This window comes from Streptomyces sp. NPDC091209 (assembly GCF_044757755.1).
GTDB lineage: Bacteria > Actinomycetota > Actinomycetes > Streptomycetales > Streptomycetaceae > Streptomyces.
In genome coordinates this window covers 218,387-235,953 of the sequence record NZ_JBIVVR010000006.1, presented here as the reverse complement: position 1 = coordinate 235,953, position 17,567 = coordinate 218,387, and the positions used below count along the sequence as shown (strand labels likewise).

The window sequence follows — 17,567 nt, the reverse complement described above, 5'->3', positions numbered from 1 at the left end:
GGAAGCGCAGATGACCACCGAAGAGACATCCACCCTCACGCCGCCCGAGCCGGTCGCCCCCGTGCCCCGCGAGAAGGCCGGCGGACTCGTCCCGGTCGACCCGGGAGTGCAGGACGAGATGGCGCGCCGGGCCGCCGAGTACATCGACGGCCTCTCCGCCCTGGACGCCCGCTCGCCCGAATTCGCGGGCAAGGTCGGGGAGATCGCGGGGCTGGGGGCGAGCGAGATGCGCGGCGCCGCCGCCCAGTCCAACCGCATGCTGGAACGCACGATCCGCAGCCTGCCCTCCAAGGGCGAGGACGCGCAGTCGCACGTCGCCGGCTCCCTCGTCGAACTCCGGCGCGTGGTCGAGGACCTGGATCCGCGCGACCTGTCCGCGAGCAAGGGCAGGAAGTTCCTGTCCAGGCTGCCGGGCGGCAACAAGCTGCGCGACCACGTCGCCAAGTACGCCTCCGCGCAAGGCACGTTGAACAAGATCGTCGGTTCGCTGCGCGGCGGCCAGGACGAACTGCGCCGGGACAACGCGGCCTTGCAGACCGAGCGCGTCCGGCTCTGGGAGACGATGGGCAAGCTCCAGGAGTACGTGGTGCTGACCCAGGCCCTGGACAGCGCCGTCGAGAACCACATCGCGGGCGTCGACTCCGCCGACCCGGCGCAGGCCGACACGCTCCGCTCCGACGTGCTCTTCCCGGTCCGGCAGAAGCACCAGGACCTGCTCACCCAGCTCGCGGTGTGCGCCCAGGGCTATCTGGCGATGGACGTGGTCCGGCGCAACAACGAGGAACTCATCAAGGGCGTCGACCGCGCGGCCACCACCACGGTCTCCGCGCTGCGCATCTCCGTGATGCTCGCCTCCGCGCTCGACAACCAGCGCAAGGTCGTCGAGCAGGTCAACGCCCTGCGCGGCACGACCGAGGACCTCATCCGCGGCAACGCCGAGATGCTCGCCACCCAGAGCGGGGAGATCCAGCGCATCGCCGCCGACCCCGCCGTCGGCGCCGAGACCCTGCGCACCGCCTTCCAGGAGATCTACCGCACCCTCGACGCGATCGACACGTACAAGGTCCGTGCCACCGAGACGATGGCCGCGACCGTGGAGTCGCTCACCTCCGAACTCCAGCACGCCGGAGCCTACTTGGAGCGCAGCCGCACGCAGGGCGCCCTGGAAGGCGGGCACGGATGAGAGCGGTCCGACGGGCGGCCTGCGCCGCCGCGGCCCTGCTCGCCGTCACGGCCTGCACGGCTCAGGGAGAGCGGAAGCCCGAGGACGACGCCGCCCCGCGGCCCGGCACCCTGCGCGTTCTCGCCTCCAGCGAGCTCAGCGACATGAAGCCGGTCCTCGACCGGATCGGACGGGACACCGGCATCACCGTCAAGCCCACGTACATGGGCACCCTCGCCGCCGTGGACCTGATCGCGAAGGGCACCGCGGACGGCAGGTACGACGCCTTGTGGCTCTCCTCCAACGCCTATCTGCATCTGCGCCCGGACGCCGCGAAGAAGGTCGTCTCGGAGACGCCGGTCATGTCCAGCCCGGTGGCCATCGGCGTCAAGCCGGCGAAGGTGAGCAGCCTCGGCTGGAAGCCTGAGGACGTCACCTGGCCGCAGGTGGAGCAGGCCGTGGCGGACGGAAAGCTCACGTACGGCATGACCGATCCGGCACGCTCCAACTCCGGCTTCTCCACGCTGATCTCGGTCGCCTCCGGACTGTCCGGCGCCCAGTCGGCGCTCACGGACGCCGACGTGGACAAGGCGACGCCCCGGCTGCGGGAGTTCTTCAAGGGGCAGAAGCTGACGTCGGGCTCGTCGGGCTGGCTGGCCACGGCCTACCGGCGCCGCGGCACCGTGGACGCCCTGCTCAACTACGAGTCCGTCCTCAAGGGCGTGAAGGGTCTGACGGTCATCCGCCCGCGCGACGGCGTGGTGACCGCCGACTATCCGCTCTCCTCGCTCGCCGCGTCCTCCAAGGACACCCGCGAGACCGTCCGGCGCCTCGCCGAGGCCCTGCGTGCGCCGGCCACCCAGAAGCGGATCACCGAGGAGACGCACCGCCGTCCGGTCGTCGCCTCCGTCGCCCCGGCGGCCGGACTCGACACCGGACGACGGCGTGAACTCCCCTTCCCCGGAAGCCGGTCCGTCGCCGACCGGCTCCTCGACTCCTACGAGAACAAGCTGCGCCGGCCGTCCAGGACCGTATACGTCCTCGACACCTCGGGCTCGATGGACGGCGACCGCCTCGACCGGCTGAAGACGTCGCTCGGCGATCTGACCGGCGACTTCCGCGACCGCGAGGAGGTGACGCTGATGCCGTTCGGTTCCCAGGTCAAGAGCGTCCGCACCCATGTGGTCCGCCCCGAGAACCCGAAGGCCGGACTCGACGCCATCCGCTCGGACACCCGCGCGCTGAGCGCCGACGGCGACACCGCGATCTACACCTCGCTGGAGAAGGCGTACGAGCATCTGGGCGCCGCCGACGACACCTTCACCTCCATCGTGCTGATGACGGACGGCGAGAACACCAAGGGCGCGAGCCCCTCCGACTTCGACGCCTTCTACCGCCGGCTGCCCGGCGGACAGCGGGAGATCCCGGTCTTCCCCATCCTGTTCGGCGACTCCGACCGCGGCGAACTCCAGCACATCGCCGACCTGACCGGCGGCCGTCTCTTCGACGCCCGGAAGGGCTCGCTCGACGGCGCCTTCGAGGAGATCCGTGGCTACCAATAGGCTCGTCGGCTTCCTGGAGTCCCGCAAGAACCTCACCGGCAGCGCGTGCGGGATCGCCGGACTCGCGCTGACCTTCGCCGGGGTGGCGGGCCCGTACTGGCCGGTCGTCGTCGCGGGTCTGTACGGCGCGGGCGCGCTGATCGCCCCGCCGGAGCGCCCGGCCCCTCCCGACTTCCCGGACCCCTCCGCCCAACTCGCCGAAGTGCGGGCCGACTTCGACAAGCTGCGGGAGTATCTGGACGGCGTCGAGCTGCCCCCGGCGGCCGCCGGCCGGCTCACCGAGCTGACCGAGGTCCTCACCGCCCTGCTCGACCCCGGCTGGGTCGCCGAGGTCCTCGCCCAGGACCCGGAAGGCGTGCACGCGCTCTCCCGCGCGGTACGGCAGGACATCCCCGAGGCGGTCGACACCTTCGTCCGCACCCGGTGGTGGACCCGGCTGGCCCCCGGCACCGAACCGCCGGAACGCCACCTGGAGCGTCAACTCACCCTGCTGCACGAGGAGTCGGACCGGCTCGCGGCGGCACTGCGGGAGACGGAGGCCCGCCGCCAGGAGTCCCACACACGCTACCTGGAGGACCGCGGCCGCTCGCACTGACAAGGGGGTCTCGCGGTCCGGAGTCGTCGGCCCCCCGGCCCGCTCACCCTCCGGGCCGCCCGCTGTGACCGCGGCTCACGCGTTCGCCGCGATCACCACCAGGAGCACGACCACCAGGATCAGCAGCGCCACCTTCAGCGCGGTGGGCCACGGTTCGCCCGGGGTCGGCGGCTGCTGCGGCGCGCCCGGCGCCGGGGACGGCGCCGGTACGTTGAACACGTCGTGCCCGGTGAGCGCCGCCCGGGCGCACCAGGGGCACGAGGTCAGATGCGAGCCGAACGCGTGCAGCGGGCGGCTCGGGCAGACCCGTACCAGCGCGCGCTCCTTGTCCAGGGCGCGCAGCCAGGCCTCCGCCGGGGGCCGGGTGGCGGGATCGTGCACCCCGGGGCCGAAGGCGGAGCGGGCCAGCGCGAGGAGTTCGGGCGGGAGCACGGAGGGGTCGATGGTGCCGCGCGGGATGACGACCCGCTCGGGGCGCACGACGTAGGAGCAGCTCGCGGCGATGTTGTCCTTGACGGTCGACTCGGAGGCGCTGTCGTGCGGGACCCCGCCGAAGGGGTGGTTGCCCGCGGTCAGGAGCTGGTAGACGAGGACCGCGAGGGCGAATTCGTCGGTGGCGCGGGTGGCGGGGCCGCCGGCCTGCCGCTCGGGGGACGAGTAGTCGGTGGTGTGCATCAGGCAGGGGAAGAGCTCCCCGGTCACCGGGTCGTTGAAGGCGATGGAGTCGCAGTCGAGGAAGGTGACGAAGCCGTTGGCGTCGACGACGACATTGCTGCTGGAGAAGTCGCCGATGACGAGATCGTCGTAGTGCATGCGGGCGGTCATGAAGGCGAGGTTCCAGGCGACGCCGACCAGGAAGCGCCAGTCGGCCCGGTCGGCGAAGAGCTTGAGGCGCTGGGCGCGGGTGAACAGGCCGATGAGCTGGACGTGCTGGGGCTCGCCGAAGCGGCGCATGGCGTAGCCGAGGAACTCGCCCCGCGCGCCGCGGGCCAGGGCGGTCGGCCAGGCCAGCTCGGGCGGCTGGGAGGCGTCGGTGGGGCGGGTCACGAGCGGGGACATCGTCAGCATCCGCATCAGCCGCCGCTCCTGTTCGGGGCCCGGCGGTTCGCGGTACAGCTTGACGACGATGCCGTCGTCGCCGACGACCGGGAAGACGGCCGCCTGGCCGCCGCCCTTCAGGGGCAGCTCGGCGAGGACGACCGGCTTGCCGTCCAGGAACACGGTGAGGCCGCTCATGGCCGCGCCTTGAGCACGGCCCGCAGCAGGGTCTTGTCGTCGGCGTTCAGCGCGGTGAGCCGGTCCGACCGGAGCAGGGTCCCGAGGCCGTCGTGAGCGCTCGCGGTCACCGGACCGGGAACGTCGAGGGAGCGGAACACGGCCTCGGCGAACGACGTGTTCGGGGACAGCGCGCCGCCGCCGGCCCGGTTGAGCGCGGCCTGCGCGAGTCCGTCGGTGGACAGCAGCACCCCGTCGATCCCGTCGTCGGACACACAGTCGGTGTGCACCCAGCGGGCCGCGTCCGGCGAGGTGAGGAAGACCGTCTCGTTGCTGTACTCGCTGACCGCCGCGGGCTGCGGCAGTAGATGGAACTGCCGTTCACCGTCCTCCGTACCGGCCCGCAGGACGACGAAGCCGTCACCCACGGACAGATGGCCGAGCCAGCCGCGCGCGAGCACGACCACGGTGAGCGTGGTCGCGAAGTCCGCCGCGTCGGCGCCCGTCCGGTCCAGGAACACCTTGCAGACGTCGTGGAAGGCGTCCTCCAGCAGTTCGTGCACGGCCTCGCCTGGACGACGGTCCGCCGCCGTCCGGGCCCGGCGCGCGAAGTGCTCGGCGGCCAGCTCCACCGCGAGCCGTGAACCCTCCTCGGAGCGCGGCCGGCTGCCCGCGCCGTCCGCGACCGCGAGGACCGCCACGGACTCCGACACGATGTACGCGCAGGCGTCCTGGCAGGGCAGCCCCTGGCGGCGGTGCCGGTATCCCTCGACGCTCATTCCATGGATCCGCCACGGTGTCTCCCGCTCGTCCACTGCGGTCATCAGTCAGGAATCCCATCCGGTCGTCGGTCACGATTCCCAGGCCGGGCGCTGCGTCTTGAACTGGCTGAAGATCTTCTCGAAGACCTCGTCGCCCGCGCCCTTCTGCTCGGCGTTGGCACTCGCGGACATCATCTGGAGCAGCTCGCGGAACGGGAATCCCTGCAGCCGGGCGTTGAACTTCGGCGCGAACGACTGGAGCACCCGCTCGCCCCGGTCCGTGATGCCTCCGACGCCGATCGCGTAGAGCCGGAAGCGGCGGGCTCGCTGCTCGTCGGCGAGCACCGGGATCAACCGGTGCCAGGAGTCGGTGAGATGACCCGTGACGTCGGTCGGCAGTCCGTCGGTCACCAGACAGATCTGCGGCCGGTAGTACTGGAGTCCGGAAGCGCGCAGTTCGGCCTTGCGGGCGGCGACGATGTGCATCGACAGTTCCAGGGCCTCGGTCATCAGGGTGACCCCGGCGGCGGCGAGCTGCGGCGGCTGGAACATGTGCGCCGGCACGAAGGGGCTCACCGGGGCGCGCGGGGCGAGTAGTTGGGGTCCGCGCCAGGCGGCGACGCCCTGGCCGCCGAAGGTGACGACGGCGACCTCGACGCTGTAGCTGAGGCTGACGTCGTCGTGCAGTTCCCGGGTCCACTCCGCGAGCGCGTTGTTGAGCGTCTGGATCGGCTGACCCGCCATGGAGCTGGAGATGTCGAGGCAGAGCACGAGCGGCAGCCGCTGCGCGTTGTTCTCGAACTCGATGTCGGCGTACTCCGCCGGCAAGGTGGGCGGGTATTCGCTGTGCATGGGGATCTCTCCTGGTCTCAGGGCCGGTCGGCCTTGGCGTGCCGTCCGGCTGTCGGCGGGAACGCGTAGAGGACGTCGGAGTCCCGCTCCCTCGCCTCGGTGACATCGACGAGCCCGCCGGGCGCGGGCGGCGGGCGGCCCGGCTCGGCCCACACCGCCCGGTACAGCACGTGGTCGATCTCGACGTAGCCCTGCGGGTGCAGTTCGGTGCGTACGACGGCGGGCCGGGCGGGGCCCGGTACGTTGCCCACCCGGCGTCCGTAGGTGCGGGGCGCCGAGGTGACCCGGAGCCGGGTGGTGGCCTCGTCGGGCGTCCGGGTGCGCGGGCGGGGCGCGGCGGCGGCCGGTACGGCGCCGACGCCCGGCGCGGCGAGCGCCCGCCGGGACAGGGTGCCGACGGCGACGGCACGGGCGGAACGGCGGATCAGGAAGAGCAGCAGGCCGAGGAGGACGACGAGCACGGCGCAGAGGACGGCGAGCACCTGGGTGGCGGTGTCCCAGCCGGAACCGGCGCCCGTGTCGGTACCGGCGCCGGCTCCACCGCCGGAGGCGCCGACGTTCCCCGTCTCCTGCCCCTGGCTCTGTCCCTTGCCTTGTCCCTGACCTTGCCCCTGACCTTGTCCTTGCCCCTGACCCGCCTTGCCGGAGGTGGTCTCGCCGGCGGGGGCCGAGGTGGCGGACGACCCGCCCCCGGAGCCGGCCACGGCGTAGGTGTGCCGGGAGAGGTCGGCGGCCAGGCCCAGGCCGACGAGGTCGCCGCCGCTCAGCGATCGGCCCTTGCCGAGCCGGGCGCACGGGTCCTTCTCGTTCTTGGGGTCGCAGGCCCCGAGGGTGGCCAGCTCGTTCACGGCCTCGGGTTTCAGCGGGTCGATGGTGGCGTCGTCCGCGACGAGCCTGGCGGTCCGGTTCGCCAGCAGGAGAAGGGCCGTTCCGCCCGGTCCGGTGTGGGTGCCCCGCGGGACCTCGACCACGAGCCTCGCGCGCTGGTCCAGCAGGGTCTGCTCGAAGCCCTTGCGGCTCTCGGCCCTGCCGTCGAACCTCAGGGCCTGGTCGAGGCTGACGCGAACCGTTCCCTCGCCGATCCACCGGGACCAGCACCGGAGGTGATCCTCGAAGGTCGCGCCGCAGGGCTCGCCGGCCGCCGCGGGCACCGCCGGAACGAGCACGACCAGGAGTCCGGACAGCATGATGAAGGAAAGCCAACGCCGCATGGAGACCCCCCGTGGCCCAAAGAAAACACCCCCGTGGCCCTGAAAGGCACTCGCCCATAGTGGCGGAAAACCGCAGGCGTCCGAAAGGCTTTGAGAAACGCGGGGGACATCACTTCTACAACTCGAACACCTGATGGCATCGGGTGAACATCTGTCTCGCCCGCTCCACCCAATCACTGGCCAAAGCATCGAAATCTGTTTGCGTCATACGACAGGTCAGCGGAAGGTCGCACACACCCGCGAGACAGGGACGCGGCCCCCGTACGTCCCACACGGACAGCATGGGATGGAGTTGTTCGGTGTTCCAGGCGTTCGACGCGGCCGCCGCGACGGCCAGTTGGTCCTGGCGCAGGAAATGCCCGTCGGTCGCGAAAGCGACCAGCAGTCTCTTGGTCGTCATGAATCGGACGGTGACCATCCGGCCCGTTTCCTCCAGGTCGAATCGCATGGAGACGGAAACGGTGTCGGTCGCCGTGTGGAAATTCCGTGCGGCCACCCAGTTCCGCACCAACTGACGCCAGTGCGTGCCGATTTCGAGAATTTCCTGGCCGCTGCCGGGAAAGGAGTCAGGCGTCGCCACGGCCCACCGCCTCGGCCACCATCGCGTCGGTCAGTCCGGCGTCGAGCAGCGCCTGGGCGTGCGACAGCAGACAGGAGGGTACGGACACGCTGGTGCTCTCCTTGCGGCGCTTCACCAGATCCTGGGTGCGCACCTTGATGCTGTGGGCCACCGTGGGCGGCGGCCAGACGGCCTGCCGGGGCTCCTCCTCCAGTAACCCCGCGAGGAGTTCCTCCAGCCGGGGCCGGTCCTCGGGCCGCTTCGCCAGACAGCGCGCGACGAGTTCCCGCATCGGCCCGTGGATGCCGTCGAGTTCGGGTTCGGCGAGGACGACCCGGTAGCGCACCGCCTCTCCGCTGCCGTGCGGCGGCCGTCCGGTGAGCGCGTACACCAGGACCCCGCCGAGGGAGAAGACATCGCTCGGCGGACCCACCGCGGCCCCCTTGATCTGCTCGGGCGACATGAAGGGCGGGGTGCCGACGACGACGCCGACCTGGGTGAGGCCCGGGGCGCCGTCCACCCGGGAGATCCCGAAGTCGATGACGCGCGGTCCGTCGGAGGCGAGGAGCACGTTCGCCGGTTTGAGGTCCCGGTGCACCACGCGTGCGGCGTGGATGGCCTGGAGTGCCTCGACCAGGCCCGCGCCGAGCCGTCGTACCTGTGGCTCGGGCAGCGGGCCGTCGGTGTGGACCGCCTCGGCGAGCGAGGGGCCGGGCACGTACAGCGTGGCCAGCCAAGGGAGTTCGGCCTCGGTGTCGGCGTCGACGACGGCGGCGGTGTACGCGCCGCTGACCACGCGTGCCGCGGCGACCTCGCGCGCGAAGCGCTCCCGGAACTCGCTCTCCGCGGCCAGTTCGGGCCGCACCACCTTCACCGCGACCTCGCGCCCGGCGGGCGAGCGGCCGAGGTACACCCATCCCATGCCACCGGAGCCGAGCCGGCCCACAATGCGGTACGGACCGATCTTCATGGGGTCACTGACAGGCGTACGCACCCCGCCCACCTCATTTCGGGGTCCACGGCTGGATGTCAGGAGTGTCCCCCGAAATCGGCTCTTTTTCAGCCGTTCCGGCACGGGCGGGGCGGAGAGTACGAAAAAGCCGGGGCTCCGCACAGATGTGCGCGGAGCCCCGGCGGGGTGCTGTCACCGCGGCCGACCGCCACAACGGTCGCAGGTCAGGGCAACACGGTCGGCCACGGAGTTACCGGGGGCGTCAGCCCAGGCGCTGCACCAGCGCGCGGTACTCGTCCCACAGCTCCGTCGGCGTGTGCTCGCCGAAGGTGTTGAGGTGCTCGGGGACCAGGGCGGCCTCCTCGCGCCAGACCTCCTTGTCGACCGTGAGCAGGAAGTCGAGGTCGTCGTCGGCCAGTCCGAGACCGTCGGTGTCGAGGGCCTCGCGGGTCGGCAGGACGCCGATCGGAGTCTCGACACCCTCGGCCTTGCCGTCGAGGCGCTCGACGATCCACTTCAGGACGCGGCTGTTCTCGCCGAAGCCGGGCCACACGAACTTGCCCGCGTCGTTCTTGCGGAACCAGTTCACGTAGTAGATCTTCGGGAGCTTCGCCTGGTCCTTGTCCTTGGCGACGTCGACCCAGTGACCCATGTAGTCGCCCATGTTGTAGCCGCAGAACGGCAGCATGGCGAAGGGGTCGCGGCGCAGCTCGCCGACCTTGCCCTCGGCGGCGGCGGTCTTCTCGGAGGCGACGTTCGCGCCGAGGAAGACACCGTGGTTCCAGTCGAAGGACTCCGTCACCAGCGGTACGGCCGTGGCGCGGCGGCCGCCGAAGAGGATCGCCGAGATCGGCACGCCCTTGGGGTCCTCCCACTCGGGCGCGATGATCGGGCACTGCGAGGCGGGCGTCGTGAAGCGGGCGTTGGGGTGCGCGGCGGGCGTGGCGGACTCCGGCGTCCAGTCGTTGCCCTTCCAGTCGGTCAGGTGTGCCGGAGTCTCCTCCGTCATGCCCTCCCACCAGATGTCGTTGTCGTCGGTGAGCGCGACGTTGGTGAAGACGGAGTTGCCCCACAGCGTCTTCATCGCGTTGGCGTTGGTGTGCTCACCGGTACCGGGCGCGACACCGAAGAAGCCGGCCTCGGGGTTGATCGCGTACAGCTGGCCGTCCTCGCCGAAGCGCATCCAGGCGATGTCGTCACCGATGGTCTCGACCGTCCAGCCCGAGATCGTGGGCTCCAGCATGGCGAGGTTGGTCTTGCCGCAGGCGCTCGGGAAGGCGGCGGCGACATACTTCGACTCGCCGTGCGGCGGGGTCAGCTTGAGGATCAGCATGTGCTCGGCGAGCCAGCCCTCGTCGCGCGCCATCACGGAAGCTATGCGCAGGGCGTAGCACTTCTTGCCGAGCAGCGCGTTGCCGCCGTAGCCGGAGCCGTACGACCAGATCTCGCGGGTCTCGGGGAAGTGCGAGATGTACTTCGTGGAGTTGCACGGCCACGGCACGTCGGCCTCGCCCTCGGCCAGCGGCGCTCCGAGCGTGTGCACTGCACGCACGAAGAATCCGTCGGTGCCGAGTTCGTCCAGGACGGGCTGTCCCATGCGGGTCATGGTGCGCATGGACACGGCGACGTAGGCGGAGTCGGTGATCTCGACACCGATCGCGGAGAGGTCCGAGCCGAGCGGGCCCATGCAGAACGGGACGACGTACATCGTCCGGCCGCGCATCGAGCCGCGGAAGACGCCCTGCTCACCGGAGAAGATGTCCCGCATCTCGGCGGGGGCCTTCCAGTGGTTGGTCGGGCCCGCGTCCTCCTCCTTCTCGGAGCAGATGAACGTCCGGTCCTCGACCCGCGCGACATCGGTCGGGTCGGAAGCGGCGTAGTACGAGTTGGGGCGCTTGATCGGGTCGAGCTTCTTGAAGGTGCCCTTGCGGACGAGCTCCTCGCTCAGTCGCTCGTACTCGGCCTCGGATCCGTCACACCAGACCACACTGTCCGGCTCGGTCAGTTCGGCGATCTCGTTGACCCACGAGATCAGTTCTTTGTGGTTGGTCGGGACGGGAGCCGCGATGTCGCGCGCCACGATTGCTCCTAAATGAGGGGTTTTGTTGTCATGCCCCGTGGGGGCTGCGACCCGGATGCTTCACGGTGATGGAACCCCCGGCGCTCATCCGGTGCCGACCGCACTCATTTGATGATCCGACTGAGTCGCGCATATGTCCAGAGGGCCTCACACCTGAGCGGAGTGAGCATCGCCACTTGCCGGAGGGTTTCCCCCCGCTCGCTCCGGGTTCACCGCGCGTACCCCGGCGGCCCCCGCCGACCGCGTGAGATCATGGCCACTCTTGCGGTTCGCTTACGTCGGATTGACACGTAACTTACGGTTCCGTAGGTACGATTCGCGCATGACTGCGTCCGTCCCCGACGCGCCCACGGACACGCCGGCCGCCGGCCATGTCTCTGTCGCGCACTCCCTGTCGGAAGAGATCAAGCCCAAGCTCCGCGGCTGGCTGCACCTCGGCATGTTCCCGGCCGCCCTCGTCTCCGGACTGGTTCTCACCGCCCTGGCGGACTCGACCCGCGGCCGTATCGCCTGCGGAGTCTTCGCCCTGACGGCCTGCCTCCTGTTCGGGGTGAGCGCCCTCTACCACCGCGGCGACTGGAGTCCGCGGATGGACGGCATCCTGCGCAGACTCGACCACGCGAACATCTTCCTGATCATCGCGGGCACCTACACCCCGCTGACCATGCTGCTGCTGCCCGGGGCCAAGGGGCAGTGGCTCCTGTGGAGCATCTGGGCCGCCGCGGCGGCGGGCATCGTCTTCCGGGTGTTCTGGGTCGGCGCGCCGCGCTGGCTCTACACGCCCTGCTACATCGCGATGGGCTGGGCGGCCGTCTTCTTCCTGCCCGACTTCATGCGCACGGGCGGCATCGCCGTCCTCGTCCTGGTCATCGTCGGCGGGCTGCTCTACAGCGCGGGCGGGGTGATCTACGGAATCAAGCGGCCCAACCCGTCACCGCGCTGGTTCGGTTTCCACGAGGTCTTCCACTCCCTGACCCTCGCCGCGTTCATCGTGCACTACGTCGGCATCTCCCTGGTGGCCTACCAGCACGGCTGACCCACCCCCCAACTCCCCCTTCCTCAGTGGCCGCGGCTTCCAAGCCGCGGCCACTGCGCGTTTCCGGGCCCCCGAACCACCGCCGCCGCCCCCTTCCGGCACGACGTCACCCTCGCCGCCGACCGGGAAACCTCACCCGGAACACCGACTGAGAGCCTCATTGGATTGACAGTAACCATCTTTTGAGAGTTACTCTCATTTCATGGCGACTCCCACGCAAGACAGCGCTGTTCGGCGCGACCCCCGCCGCTGGTGGGCCCTCGGGGCCCTGGTCGCGAGCATGCTCGTGCTCGGCTTCGACATGACGATCCTCAATGTGGCGCTGCCGACGATGGCCCGGGACCTCGGCGCGTCCACCGGTCAGCAGCAGTGGATGGCGGACGCCTACGTCGTCGTCTTCGCCTCGCTGATGCTCCCGGCGGGCCTGCTCGGCGACCGCTTCGGCCGGCGCCGGATGCTCATCACGGGTCTCGGCGTCTTCCTCGCCGGCTCCCTGGCCGGCTCCCTCGTCGACGACGTCACCTGGGTGATCGTCGCCCGCGCCCTGATGGGCGTCGGCGGAGCGCTGGTGATGCCGCTCGCGCTCGCCGTGCTGCCCTCGCTGTTCGGACCCGACGAGCGCACCAAGGCGGTCGGAGCCGTCTCCGCCGCCTCCGCGCTCGGACTGCCGCTCGGCCCGATCATCGGCGGCTGGCTGCTGAACCACTTCTGGTGGGGCTCGGTCTTCCTGGTCAACGTGCCGATGGCCGCCATCGGCATCACCGCCTGCGTCTTCCTGCTCCCCGAGACCCGGGACCCCTCCTCGCCCAAGGTCGACGCCGTCTCCACCGCGCTCACCGCGGTCGGCCTCAGCGTCCTGGTCTACGCGATCATCGAGGCCCCGGCCCGCGGCTGGGGCGACCCGCTCGTCCTCGGCTGCTTCGCCGCCGCCACCGTCCTGATCGCCCTGCTCGTCGTCCGCGAACGCCGCAGCCCCCGCCCGATGCTGGATCTGTCCCTGCTCGCCCAGCGCGGCTTCCTGCTCAACACGCTCGCCGCGACACTCGTCATGTTCGTCCTGTCCGGCCTGATGTTCGTGCTGCCGCAGTACCTCCAGGCGGTGCTCGGCCACGACGCGCTCGGGACCGGCGTGCGGATGCTGCCGATGATGGGCGGACTGCTGATCGCCTCCCGGGGCGCTCAGCCGCTGGTCACCCGCTGCGGGGCGCGCGCGGTGATCAGCGCGGGTCTCGTCGTCCTCGCCTTCGCCGCGTTCCTCGGCAGCCGTACGAGCGTCGACGACGGGTACGGCGCCACCGCCCTGTGGCTGTCGGTCGCCGGGCTGGGCTTCGGCTTCGCCGTGGTGCCCGCGATGTCCACCGCCCTCGGCGCACTCCCCCGCGACCGGGCCGGCAGCGGCTCCGGGCTGCTGATGACGGTGCGCCAGGTGGGCGGCGCGATCGGCATCGCCCTGCTCGGCTCCCTGCTGGCGAGCACGTACGCCGACCGGCTCGACACCTCCGCGCTGCCGCGCGCCGCCGCCGGGGTCGCCGGTGACTCGGTGGTCGGCGCGCATGTGGTCGCCGACCGGCTCGGCGACCACGCGCTCGCCGCCTCCGCGAACGCCGCGTACATCCACGGCATGGACCTGGTCCTGCTCGTCAGCGGGGTCGCGGCGCTGGTCACCGCACTGCTGGCGGCGGCCCTGCTGCCCAGCCCCCGGCAGCCCGCCCCGGTGCCGGAGGAGGACACCGCCATGGCCCCGGCCCCGGCGGATGCCGGACAATAGGAACCATGGCCGCCACCGCACAGAGTTCCACTCCCGCCGCGGAGCCCCAGCCGGGGCTCCGCGAGCGGAAGAAGATGAAGACCCGCATCGCGATCCGCGAGGCGACGTACCGGCTGATCGAGGAGCAGGGGTACGACGCGACGACGATCGAGCAGATCGCGGAGGCGGCCGAGGTCTCCCCGTCCACGGTGTTCCGCTACTTCCCGACCAAGGAGGACATCGTCCTCACGGACGAGTACGACCCGCTCCTGGAGCAGGAACTGCGCGACCGCCCCGCGGACGAGCCGTGGTTCGAGTCCCTGCGCCATGTACTCAGGAGGGCCGTCAGCGTCGGCAACTCCGAGGACCCCGAGGTCTCCCGGCTCCGGACACGGCTGATGGCCGAGGTCCCCGCGGTGCGCTCCCGGATGCTGGAGAGCCTGTCCGTCACCGGGCGGCTGCTGAGCCGGGCGATCGGGCAGCGCTCCGGCCTGGACCCGGACAGCCTGGAGGTCCGGGTCTTCGCGATGTCGCTCATCGGCGGTCTGGTGGAGACCTCCCTGTACTGGGCCGAGACCGGCCAGCGGGACGACCTGACCGATCTGTTCGAGCGCACCATGAACGTCCTGGAGCACGGTCTGCCGCCGCGAAACCCGGAGGACCGGGGCACACCCCGCATGACATCCTGACCGCGTGAACGGACCGGAGATCCACATCGAATTCGCCCCCGAACTGGGGCTGTTCGTCCCGCACGCGCGCCGCGCCAGAGTCACCCCCGTCGGCACCGACGGCTCCTCCACCCTCGGTCATGTCGTCGAGTCGCTCGGCGTCCCGCTGACGGAGGTCGGGGCCCTGGTCGTGGACGGGCGCGAGGTGCCCTTCTCGCACATCCCGGCGGCGGACGAGTCCGTGCGGGTCCGGGCGGTCGAACGCCCGCAGCGGATCCCCGGCGCACCCCTGCGCTTCCTCCTCGACGTGCACCTCGGCACCCTCGCCCGCCGGATGCGCCTGCTCGGCGTCGACACGGCGTACGAGTCCACCGACATCGGCGACCCGGCTCTCGCCGCCCGTTCGGCGGCCGAGCGGCGGGTGCTCCTCAGCCGCGACCGCGGCCTGCTGCGGCGCCGCGAACTGTGGGCGGGCGGCTTCGTCTACAGCACCCAGCCCGACGACCAACTCCGGGACGTCCTCGGCCGGTTCGCGCCCGAGCTGAAGCCCTGGACGCGCTGCACCGCGTGCAACGGCCTGCTCCGCGAGGCCACCAAGGAACAGGTCGCGGACCAACTGGAGAGCGGCACCGAGCGGTCGTACGACGTCTTCGCCCAGTGCGGCGACTGCGGGCGCGCCTACTGGAAGGGCGCGCACCACGACCGGCTGGAGACCGTCGTGGAGCGCGCCCTGGCGGAGTTCGGGAGCTGAGAATCCTGAAGCCGACGAGTCGGCCCCGGAAGGCGTCCGGGGCCGACCGGATCCGTCAACCGACCGGATCCACCTTCAGAACCAGTCTCCTAACGCCTGATCAGATCCCTTGCCCCGCAGGCCAGTCCGTCCCCGCTGGGGTCGAGCCCGAGGGGATCGTCCTTGCCGTTGATCCTGAGGCGTCCGTAGTCGTTCTTCTTCAGCCAGGCGCAGCGGGAGGCCGTCGTCTTCCGCACCCCGTCCGGGAAGACCGTCGGCACGCAGACGTTGATCGTGCCGTAGTGGCGGTCGCAGCCGGAGATAGTGGTGGACACCTTCTGCGAGGTCCGCTTCTTGCCCGCCCCGGTGACGGTGCCCGCCAGGGAGTCGGCGAAGGAGTGGACGTGCGCCGAGGCGGTGTCGGTGGCGAGCGCGGACGGGCCCTGGAGATGCACCCACTTGGCCACCGAGGGAACGCCGTTGGCGTCGACCGCGAAGAGCATGTACCAGCCGGGCGGCGCCATGTTCGGGTTGCTCGTCACATTGAGGTCGACGTTGTTGCCGTCCACGCTCAACGGCAGGTCCACGAACCGCTGGTTGGGATCGGAGGAGTGCGTCACCGCGGCGGGCCGGATCAACTCCGCCTTCACGATGGGCCGGTCGACCGTGATGCGCTGGGTGTCCCCGTACACCCACTCGCTGTCGATCACCGAAGTGATCGTCGGGCGGGTGCCCTTGAGCAGGTACGGCGGGGTGTAGATGGACACGTCGTGGTTCCAGGTGCCGTTGCCCGGGTTGTCGCCGGTGGCCATCACCCGGCCGTCGGGCAGCAGGAACGCGGAGGAGTGGTAGCCGCGGGCCTCCGGGTCGGCGGCCACCGGGTCGAAGGTCGTGGTCGCGGGGTCGAAGATCGACGCCTCGTAGACGGGATTGGCGCGGTTGTGCAGTCCGCCGCCCGTCTCCAGGACCTTGCCGTCGGGCAGCAGGACGGCGGAGACGTACATCTTGCCCTGGGCGCCGGTCTCGGCCACCTGGCCGTTGCCGAGGTCCACCGTGCCCTGCGGGATCTGCGGGCCCACCGTGTACGCCGGGTTGGCGGCCTTGAGGTCGATGATGTCGGTGAGCCGGTTGGCGTCCGGGTTCGAGTCGATGTTGCCGCCGCCGATGGTCAGCACCTTCTGGTCCTGCGCCGGGGGCAGCAGCACGCTCGCGGACTGGTCGCGCTGGTCCTTGTTCTGCAGGCCCGGGACCGCGGTCGTGGTGTTGGCGTCGTAGTCGTAGATCGCCGAACCCGTCCCCGGGGTGCCGTTGCCGAAGACATGGCTGCCCGAGTAGAAGAGCCGGCCGTCCTGCATCAGGATCATCGAGGGGTAAAGCCCCCAGAACGACCAGGTCTGGTTGACCTGCCACAGCGGCAGCCACTGCTGCTGGGCGCTCGACCAGCGCTCGGCGGTCACCGAACCCGACGAGTCCTCGCGCAGCCCGCCGAACGAGATGATGTCGCCGTTGCCCAGCTCGGTGGCGGACGGATACCAGTGGCCGTCGTTCAGGTCGTTCGTCCTGCTGTACGTCTCGGTGACCGGGTCGAAGATGTACGAGTCCTTGTACCCCTCGTACCCGTGCCCGCCCACGACCGGGAACGCCTTGTTGCCGCTCAGCACCAGGACCCGCCCGTCGGCGAGCTGGACGTGCCCGGAGCAGAACATGTCCTTGGGCGTGGGGATCACCTTGTACGAGCCGGTCGCCGGGTCGTACACCGCCGACGTGAACGTGCCCGCGTCGAAGTTCTCCTCACTGTTCCCGGAGCCCGCGATCAGCAGCACCTTGCCGTTGTTGAGCACGACGGAGTGCATGGAGCGGACCGGGTTCTGGGTGGGCAGGACCGTCCACTTCCCGTTCGCGCACTCGTCGGCCGTGCCCGTGCAGGTGGCCGGCGGAATGGGATCGGAGACCTGTTCCATCGTGTAGTCGTCGGTGGTCGCCGAGCCCGTGCCGTACACCGAGACACCCCAGGTGATGCGGTCGGTGCCCGCCGGGACGGCCGGGGTGCGCACCGTCGCCTGCGTCCAGGCCGCCGCCATGTCCAGGGTCTTGAGGTCGGTCCAGTACTGCCAGCCCGCCGTGGTGTCGTGCCGGAAGAGCGTGATCGCCGCGTCGGGCGTCGTCGTCCTGTAGTACAGCCCCAGGTCGTACTGCTTGCCCGCGGTGACCACCGGCGCGCACGCGGCGGACTCGGTGATCAGCGCCTTGCGGTCGCCGTCGACCCGGCGGGTCAGCGTGACCTTCATGGCCTTGGAGCCGGAGTGGGCGTCGGTCACGGTCGCGAAGCTGAAGTCGTTGTCGCCCCAGCCGGACTTCTCCCAGCAGGACGGCATGCCGTCCGTACCGGCGGTCTCGAAGCCCGGGTTCGTGACGAGGTTGACGGCGGACGCGGGCT

Annotated in this window: 15 protein-coding genes; 7 read left to right on the top strand and 8 right to left on the bottom strand. The window is 70.7% G+C overall.

Annotated elements, in window-relative coordinates; translation table 11 throughout:
• Nucleotides 1-10: 10 nt before the first annotated feature.
• The 3 genes from ACIQRL_RS19325 to ACIQRL_RS19315 are packed head-to-tail and all read left to right on the top strand — an operon-like array spanning nucleotide 11 to nucleotide 3,319.
• A complete protein-coding gene (locus ACIQRL_RS19325; protein ID WP_401332749.1) occupies nucleotides 11-1,183 on the top strand; it encodes a toxic anion resistance protein in 1,173 nt (390 codons plus the stop codon).
• Entirely contained in the window at nucleotides 1,180-2,724 is a 1,545-nt protein-coding gene (locus ACIQRL_RS19320) for a substrate-binding domain-containing protein (RefSeq protein ID WP_401332747.1), read from the top strand. Before ACIQRL_RS19325 ends, ACIQRL_RS19320 begins: the two co-directional genes overlap by 4 nt.
• On the top strand, nucleotides 2,711-3,319 hold the full coding sequence (locus tag ACIQRL_RS19315; protein WP_401332745.1) for a hypothetical protein: 609 nt from the start codon (nucleotides 2,711-2,713) through the stop codon (nucleotides 3,317-3,319). Before ACIQRL_RS19320 ends, ACIQRL_RS19315 begins: the two co-directional genes overlap by 14 nt.
• Nucleotides 3,320-3,394: 75 nt before the next feature.
• Here the strand turns inward: ACIQRL_RS19315 and ACIQRL_RS19310 are convergent, their stop codons facing one another.
• From ACIQRL_RS19310 to ACIQRL_RS19280, 7 genes are all read right to left on the bottom strand, one after another.
• Complete coding sequence (locus ACIQRL_RS19310; protein ID WP_401332744.1) at nucleotides 3,395-4,555, bottom strand: hypothetical protein; 1,161 nt, start codon at nucleotides 4,553-4,555, stop codon at nucleotides 3,395-3,397.
• Nucleotides 4,552-5,358: a PP2C family serine/threonine-protein phosphatase gene (locus tag ACIQRL_RS19305; protein WP_401332742.1), complete on the bottom strand. Its 807-nt coding sequence runs from the start codon at nucleotides 5,356-5,358 to the stop codon at nucleotides 4,552-4,554. The genes ACIQRL_RS19310 and ACIQRL_RS19305 overlap by 4 nt, the downstream gene beginning before the upstream one ends.
• A 27-nt stretch (nucleotides 5,359-5,385) precedes the next feature.
• Nucleotides 5,386-6,147, bottom strand: coding sequence for a hypothetical protein (locus ACIQRL_RS19300; RefSeq protein WP_401332740.1), 762 nt, complete (start codon nucleotides 6,145-6,147; stop codon nucleotides 5,386-5,388).
• Between the two features lie 17 nt (nucleotides 6,148-6,164).
• Entirely contained in the window at nucleotides 6,165-7,358 is a 1,194-nt protein-coding gene (locus ACIQRL_RS19295) for a hypothetical protein (RefSeq protein ID WP_401332738.1), read from the bottom strand.
• A gap of 115 nt (nucleotides 7,359-7,473) precedes the next feature.
• The gene (locus tag ACIQRL_RS19290) at nucleotides 7,474-7,938 is read right to left on the bottom strand and encodes a hypothetical protein (RefSeq protein ID WP_401332736.1); all 465 of its coding nucleotides are present in this window, start codon (nucleotides 7,936-7,938) and stop codon (nucleotides 7,474-7,476) included.
• On the bottom strand, nucleotides 7,925-8,887 hold the full coding sequence (locus ACIQRL_RS19285) for a serine/threonine-protein kinase (RefSeq protein ID WP_401332734.1): 963 nt from the start codon (nucleotides 8,885-8,887) through the stop codon (nucleotides 7,925-7,927). The genes ACIQRL_RS19290 and ACIQRL_RS19285 overlap by 14 nt, the downstream gene beginning before the upstream one ends.
• A gap of 244 nt (nucleotides 8,888-9,131) precedes the next feature.
• Nucleotides 9,132-10,949 (bottom strand): phosphoenolpyruvate carboxykinase (GTP), encoded by a 1,818-nt coding sequence (locus ACIQRL_RS19280; protein WP_401332732.1) that lies wholly within the window; start codon nucleotides 10,947-10,949, stop codon nucleotides 9,132-9,134.
• Nucleotides 10,950-11,271: 322 nt separating this feature from the next.
• On the opposite strand from ACIQRL_RS19280, the gene ACIQRL_RS19275 reads away from it, so the two are divergent.
• The 4 genes from ACIQRL_RS19275 (at nucleotide 11,272) to ACIQRL_RS19260 (ending at nucleotide 15,151) form a co-directional block, all read left to right on the top strand.
• Nucleotides 11,272-11,985 carry a hemolysin III family protein gene (locus ACIQRL_RS19275; protein ID WP_401332731.1) on the top strand — a complete coding sequence of 238 codons (714 nt, stop codon included), beginning with the start codon at nucleotides 11,272-11,274 and terminating at the stop codon, nucleotides 11,983-11,985.
• 202 nt (nucleotides 11,986-12,187) lie between these two features.
• A complete protein-coding gene (locus ACIQRL_RS19270) occupies nucleotides 12,188-13,753 on the top strand; it encodes an MFS transporter (protein ID WP_401332729.1) in 1,566 nt (521 codons plus the stop codon).
• Nucleotides 13,754-13,758: 5 nt separating this feature from the next.
• Nucleotides 13,759-14,421: a TetR/AcrR family transcriptional regulator gene (locus ACIQRL_RS19265; protein ID WP_401332727.1), complete on the top strand. Its 663-nt coding sequence runs from the start codon at nucleotides 13,759-13,761 to the stop codon at nucleotides 14,419-14,421.
• A gap of 4 nt (nucleotides 14,422-14,425) precedes the next feature.
• Complete coding sequence (locus ACIQRL_RS19260) at nucleotides 14,426-15,151, top strand: Mut7-C RNAse domain-containing protein (RefSeq protein WP_401332725.1); 726 nt, start codon at nucleotides 14,426-14,428, stop codon at nucleotides 15,149-15,151.
• 89 nt (nucleotides 15,152-15,240) lie between these two features.
• On the opposite strand, the gene ACIQRL_RS19255 is transcribed toward ACIQRL_RS19260, so the two are convergent.
• Nucleotides 15,241-17,505 carry a galactose oxidase-like domain-containing protein gene (locus tag ACIQRL_RS19255; RefSeq protein ID WP_401333362.1) on the bottom strand — a complete coding sequence of 755 codons (2,265 nt, stop codon included), beginning with the start codon at nucleotides 17,503-17,505 and terminating at the stop codon, nucleotides 15,241-15,243.
• Nucleotides 17,506-17,567: the final 62 nt, after the last annotated feature.

Bases quoted from the DNA above. Each gene is read 5' to 3' on its own strand.
- ACIQRL_RS19320 (WP_401332747.1), top strand. From the start codon at position 1,180: ATGAGAGCGGTCCGACGGGCGGCCTGCGCCGCCGCGGCCCTGCTCGCC.
- ACIQRL_RS19310 (WP_401332744.1), bottom strand. From the start codon at position 4,555: ATGAGCGGCCTCACCGTGTTCCTGGACGGCAAGCCGGTCGTCCTCGCC.
- ACIQRL_RS19285 (WP_401332734.1), bottom strand. From the start codon at position 8,887: ATGAAGATCGGTCCGTACCGCATTGTGGGCCGGCTCGGCTCCGGTGGC.
- ACIQRL_RS19255 (WP_401333362.1), bottom strand. From the start codon at position 17,505: ATGCCGTCCTGCTGGGAGAAGTCCGGCTGGGGCGACAACGACTTCAGC.
- ACIQRL_RS19295 (WP_401332738.1), bottom strand. From the start codon at position 7,358: ATGCGGCGTTGGCTTTCCTTCATCATGCTGTCCGGACTCCTGGTCGTG.
- ACIQRL_RS19300 (WP_401332740.1), bottom strand. From the start codon at position 6,147: ATGCACAGCGAATACCCGCCCACCTTGCCGGCGGAGTACGCCGACATC.
- ACIQRL_RS19265 (WP_401332727.1), top strand. From the start codon at position 13,759: ATGGCCGCCACCGCACAGAGTTCCACTCCCGCCGCGGAGCCCCAGCCG.
- ACIQRL_RS19305 (WP_401332742.1), bottom strand. From the start codon at position 5,358: ATGACCGCAGTGGACGAGCGGGAGACACCGTGGCGGATCCATGGAATG.
- ACIQRL_RS19325 (WP_401332749.1), top strand. From the start codon at position 11: ATGACCACCGAAGAGACATCCACCCTCACGCCGCCCGAGCCGGTCGCC.
- ACIQRL_RS19270 (WP_401332729.1), top strand. From the start codon at position 12,188: ATGGCGACTCCCACGCAAGACAGCGCTGTTCGGCGCGACCCCCGCCGC.
- ACIQRL_RS19275 (WP_401332731.1), top strand. From the start codon at position 11,272: ATGACTGCGTCCGTCCCCGACGCGCCCACGGACACGCCGGCCGCCGGC.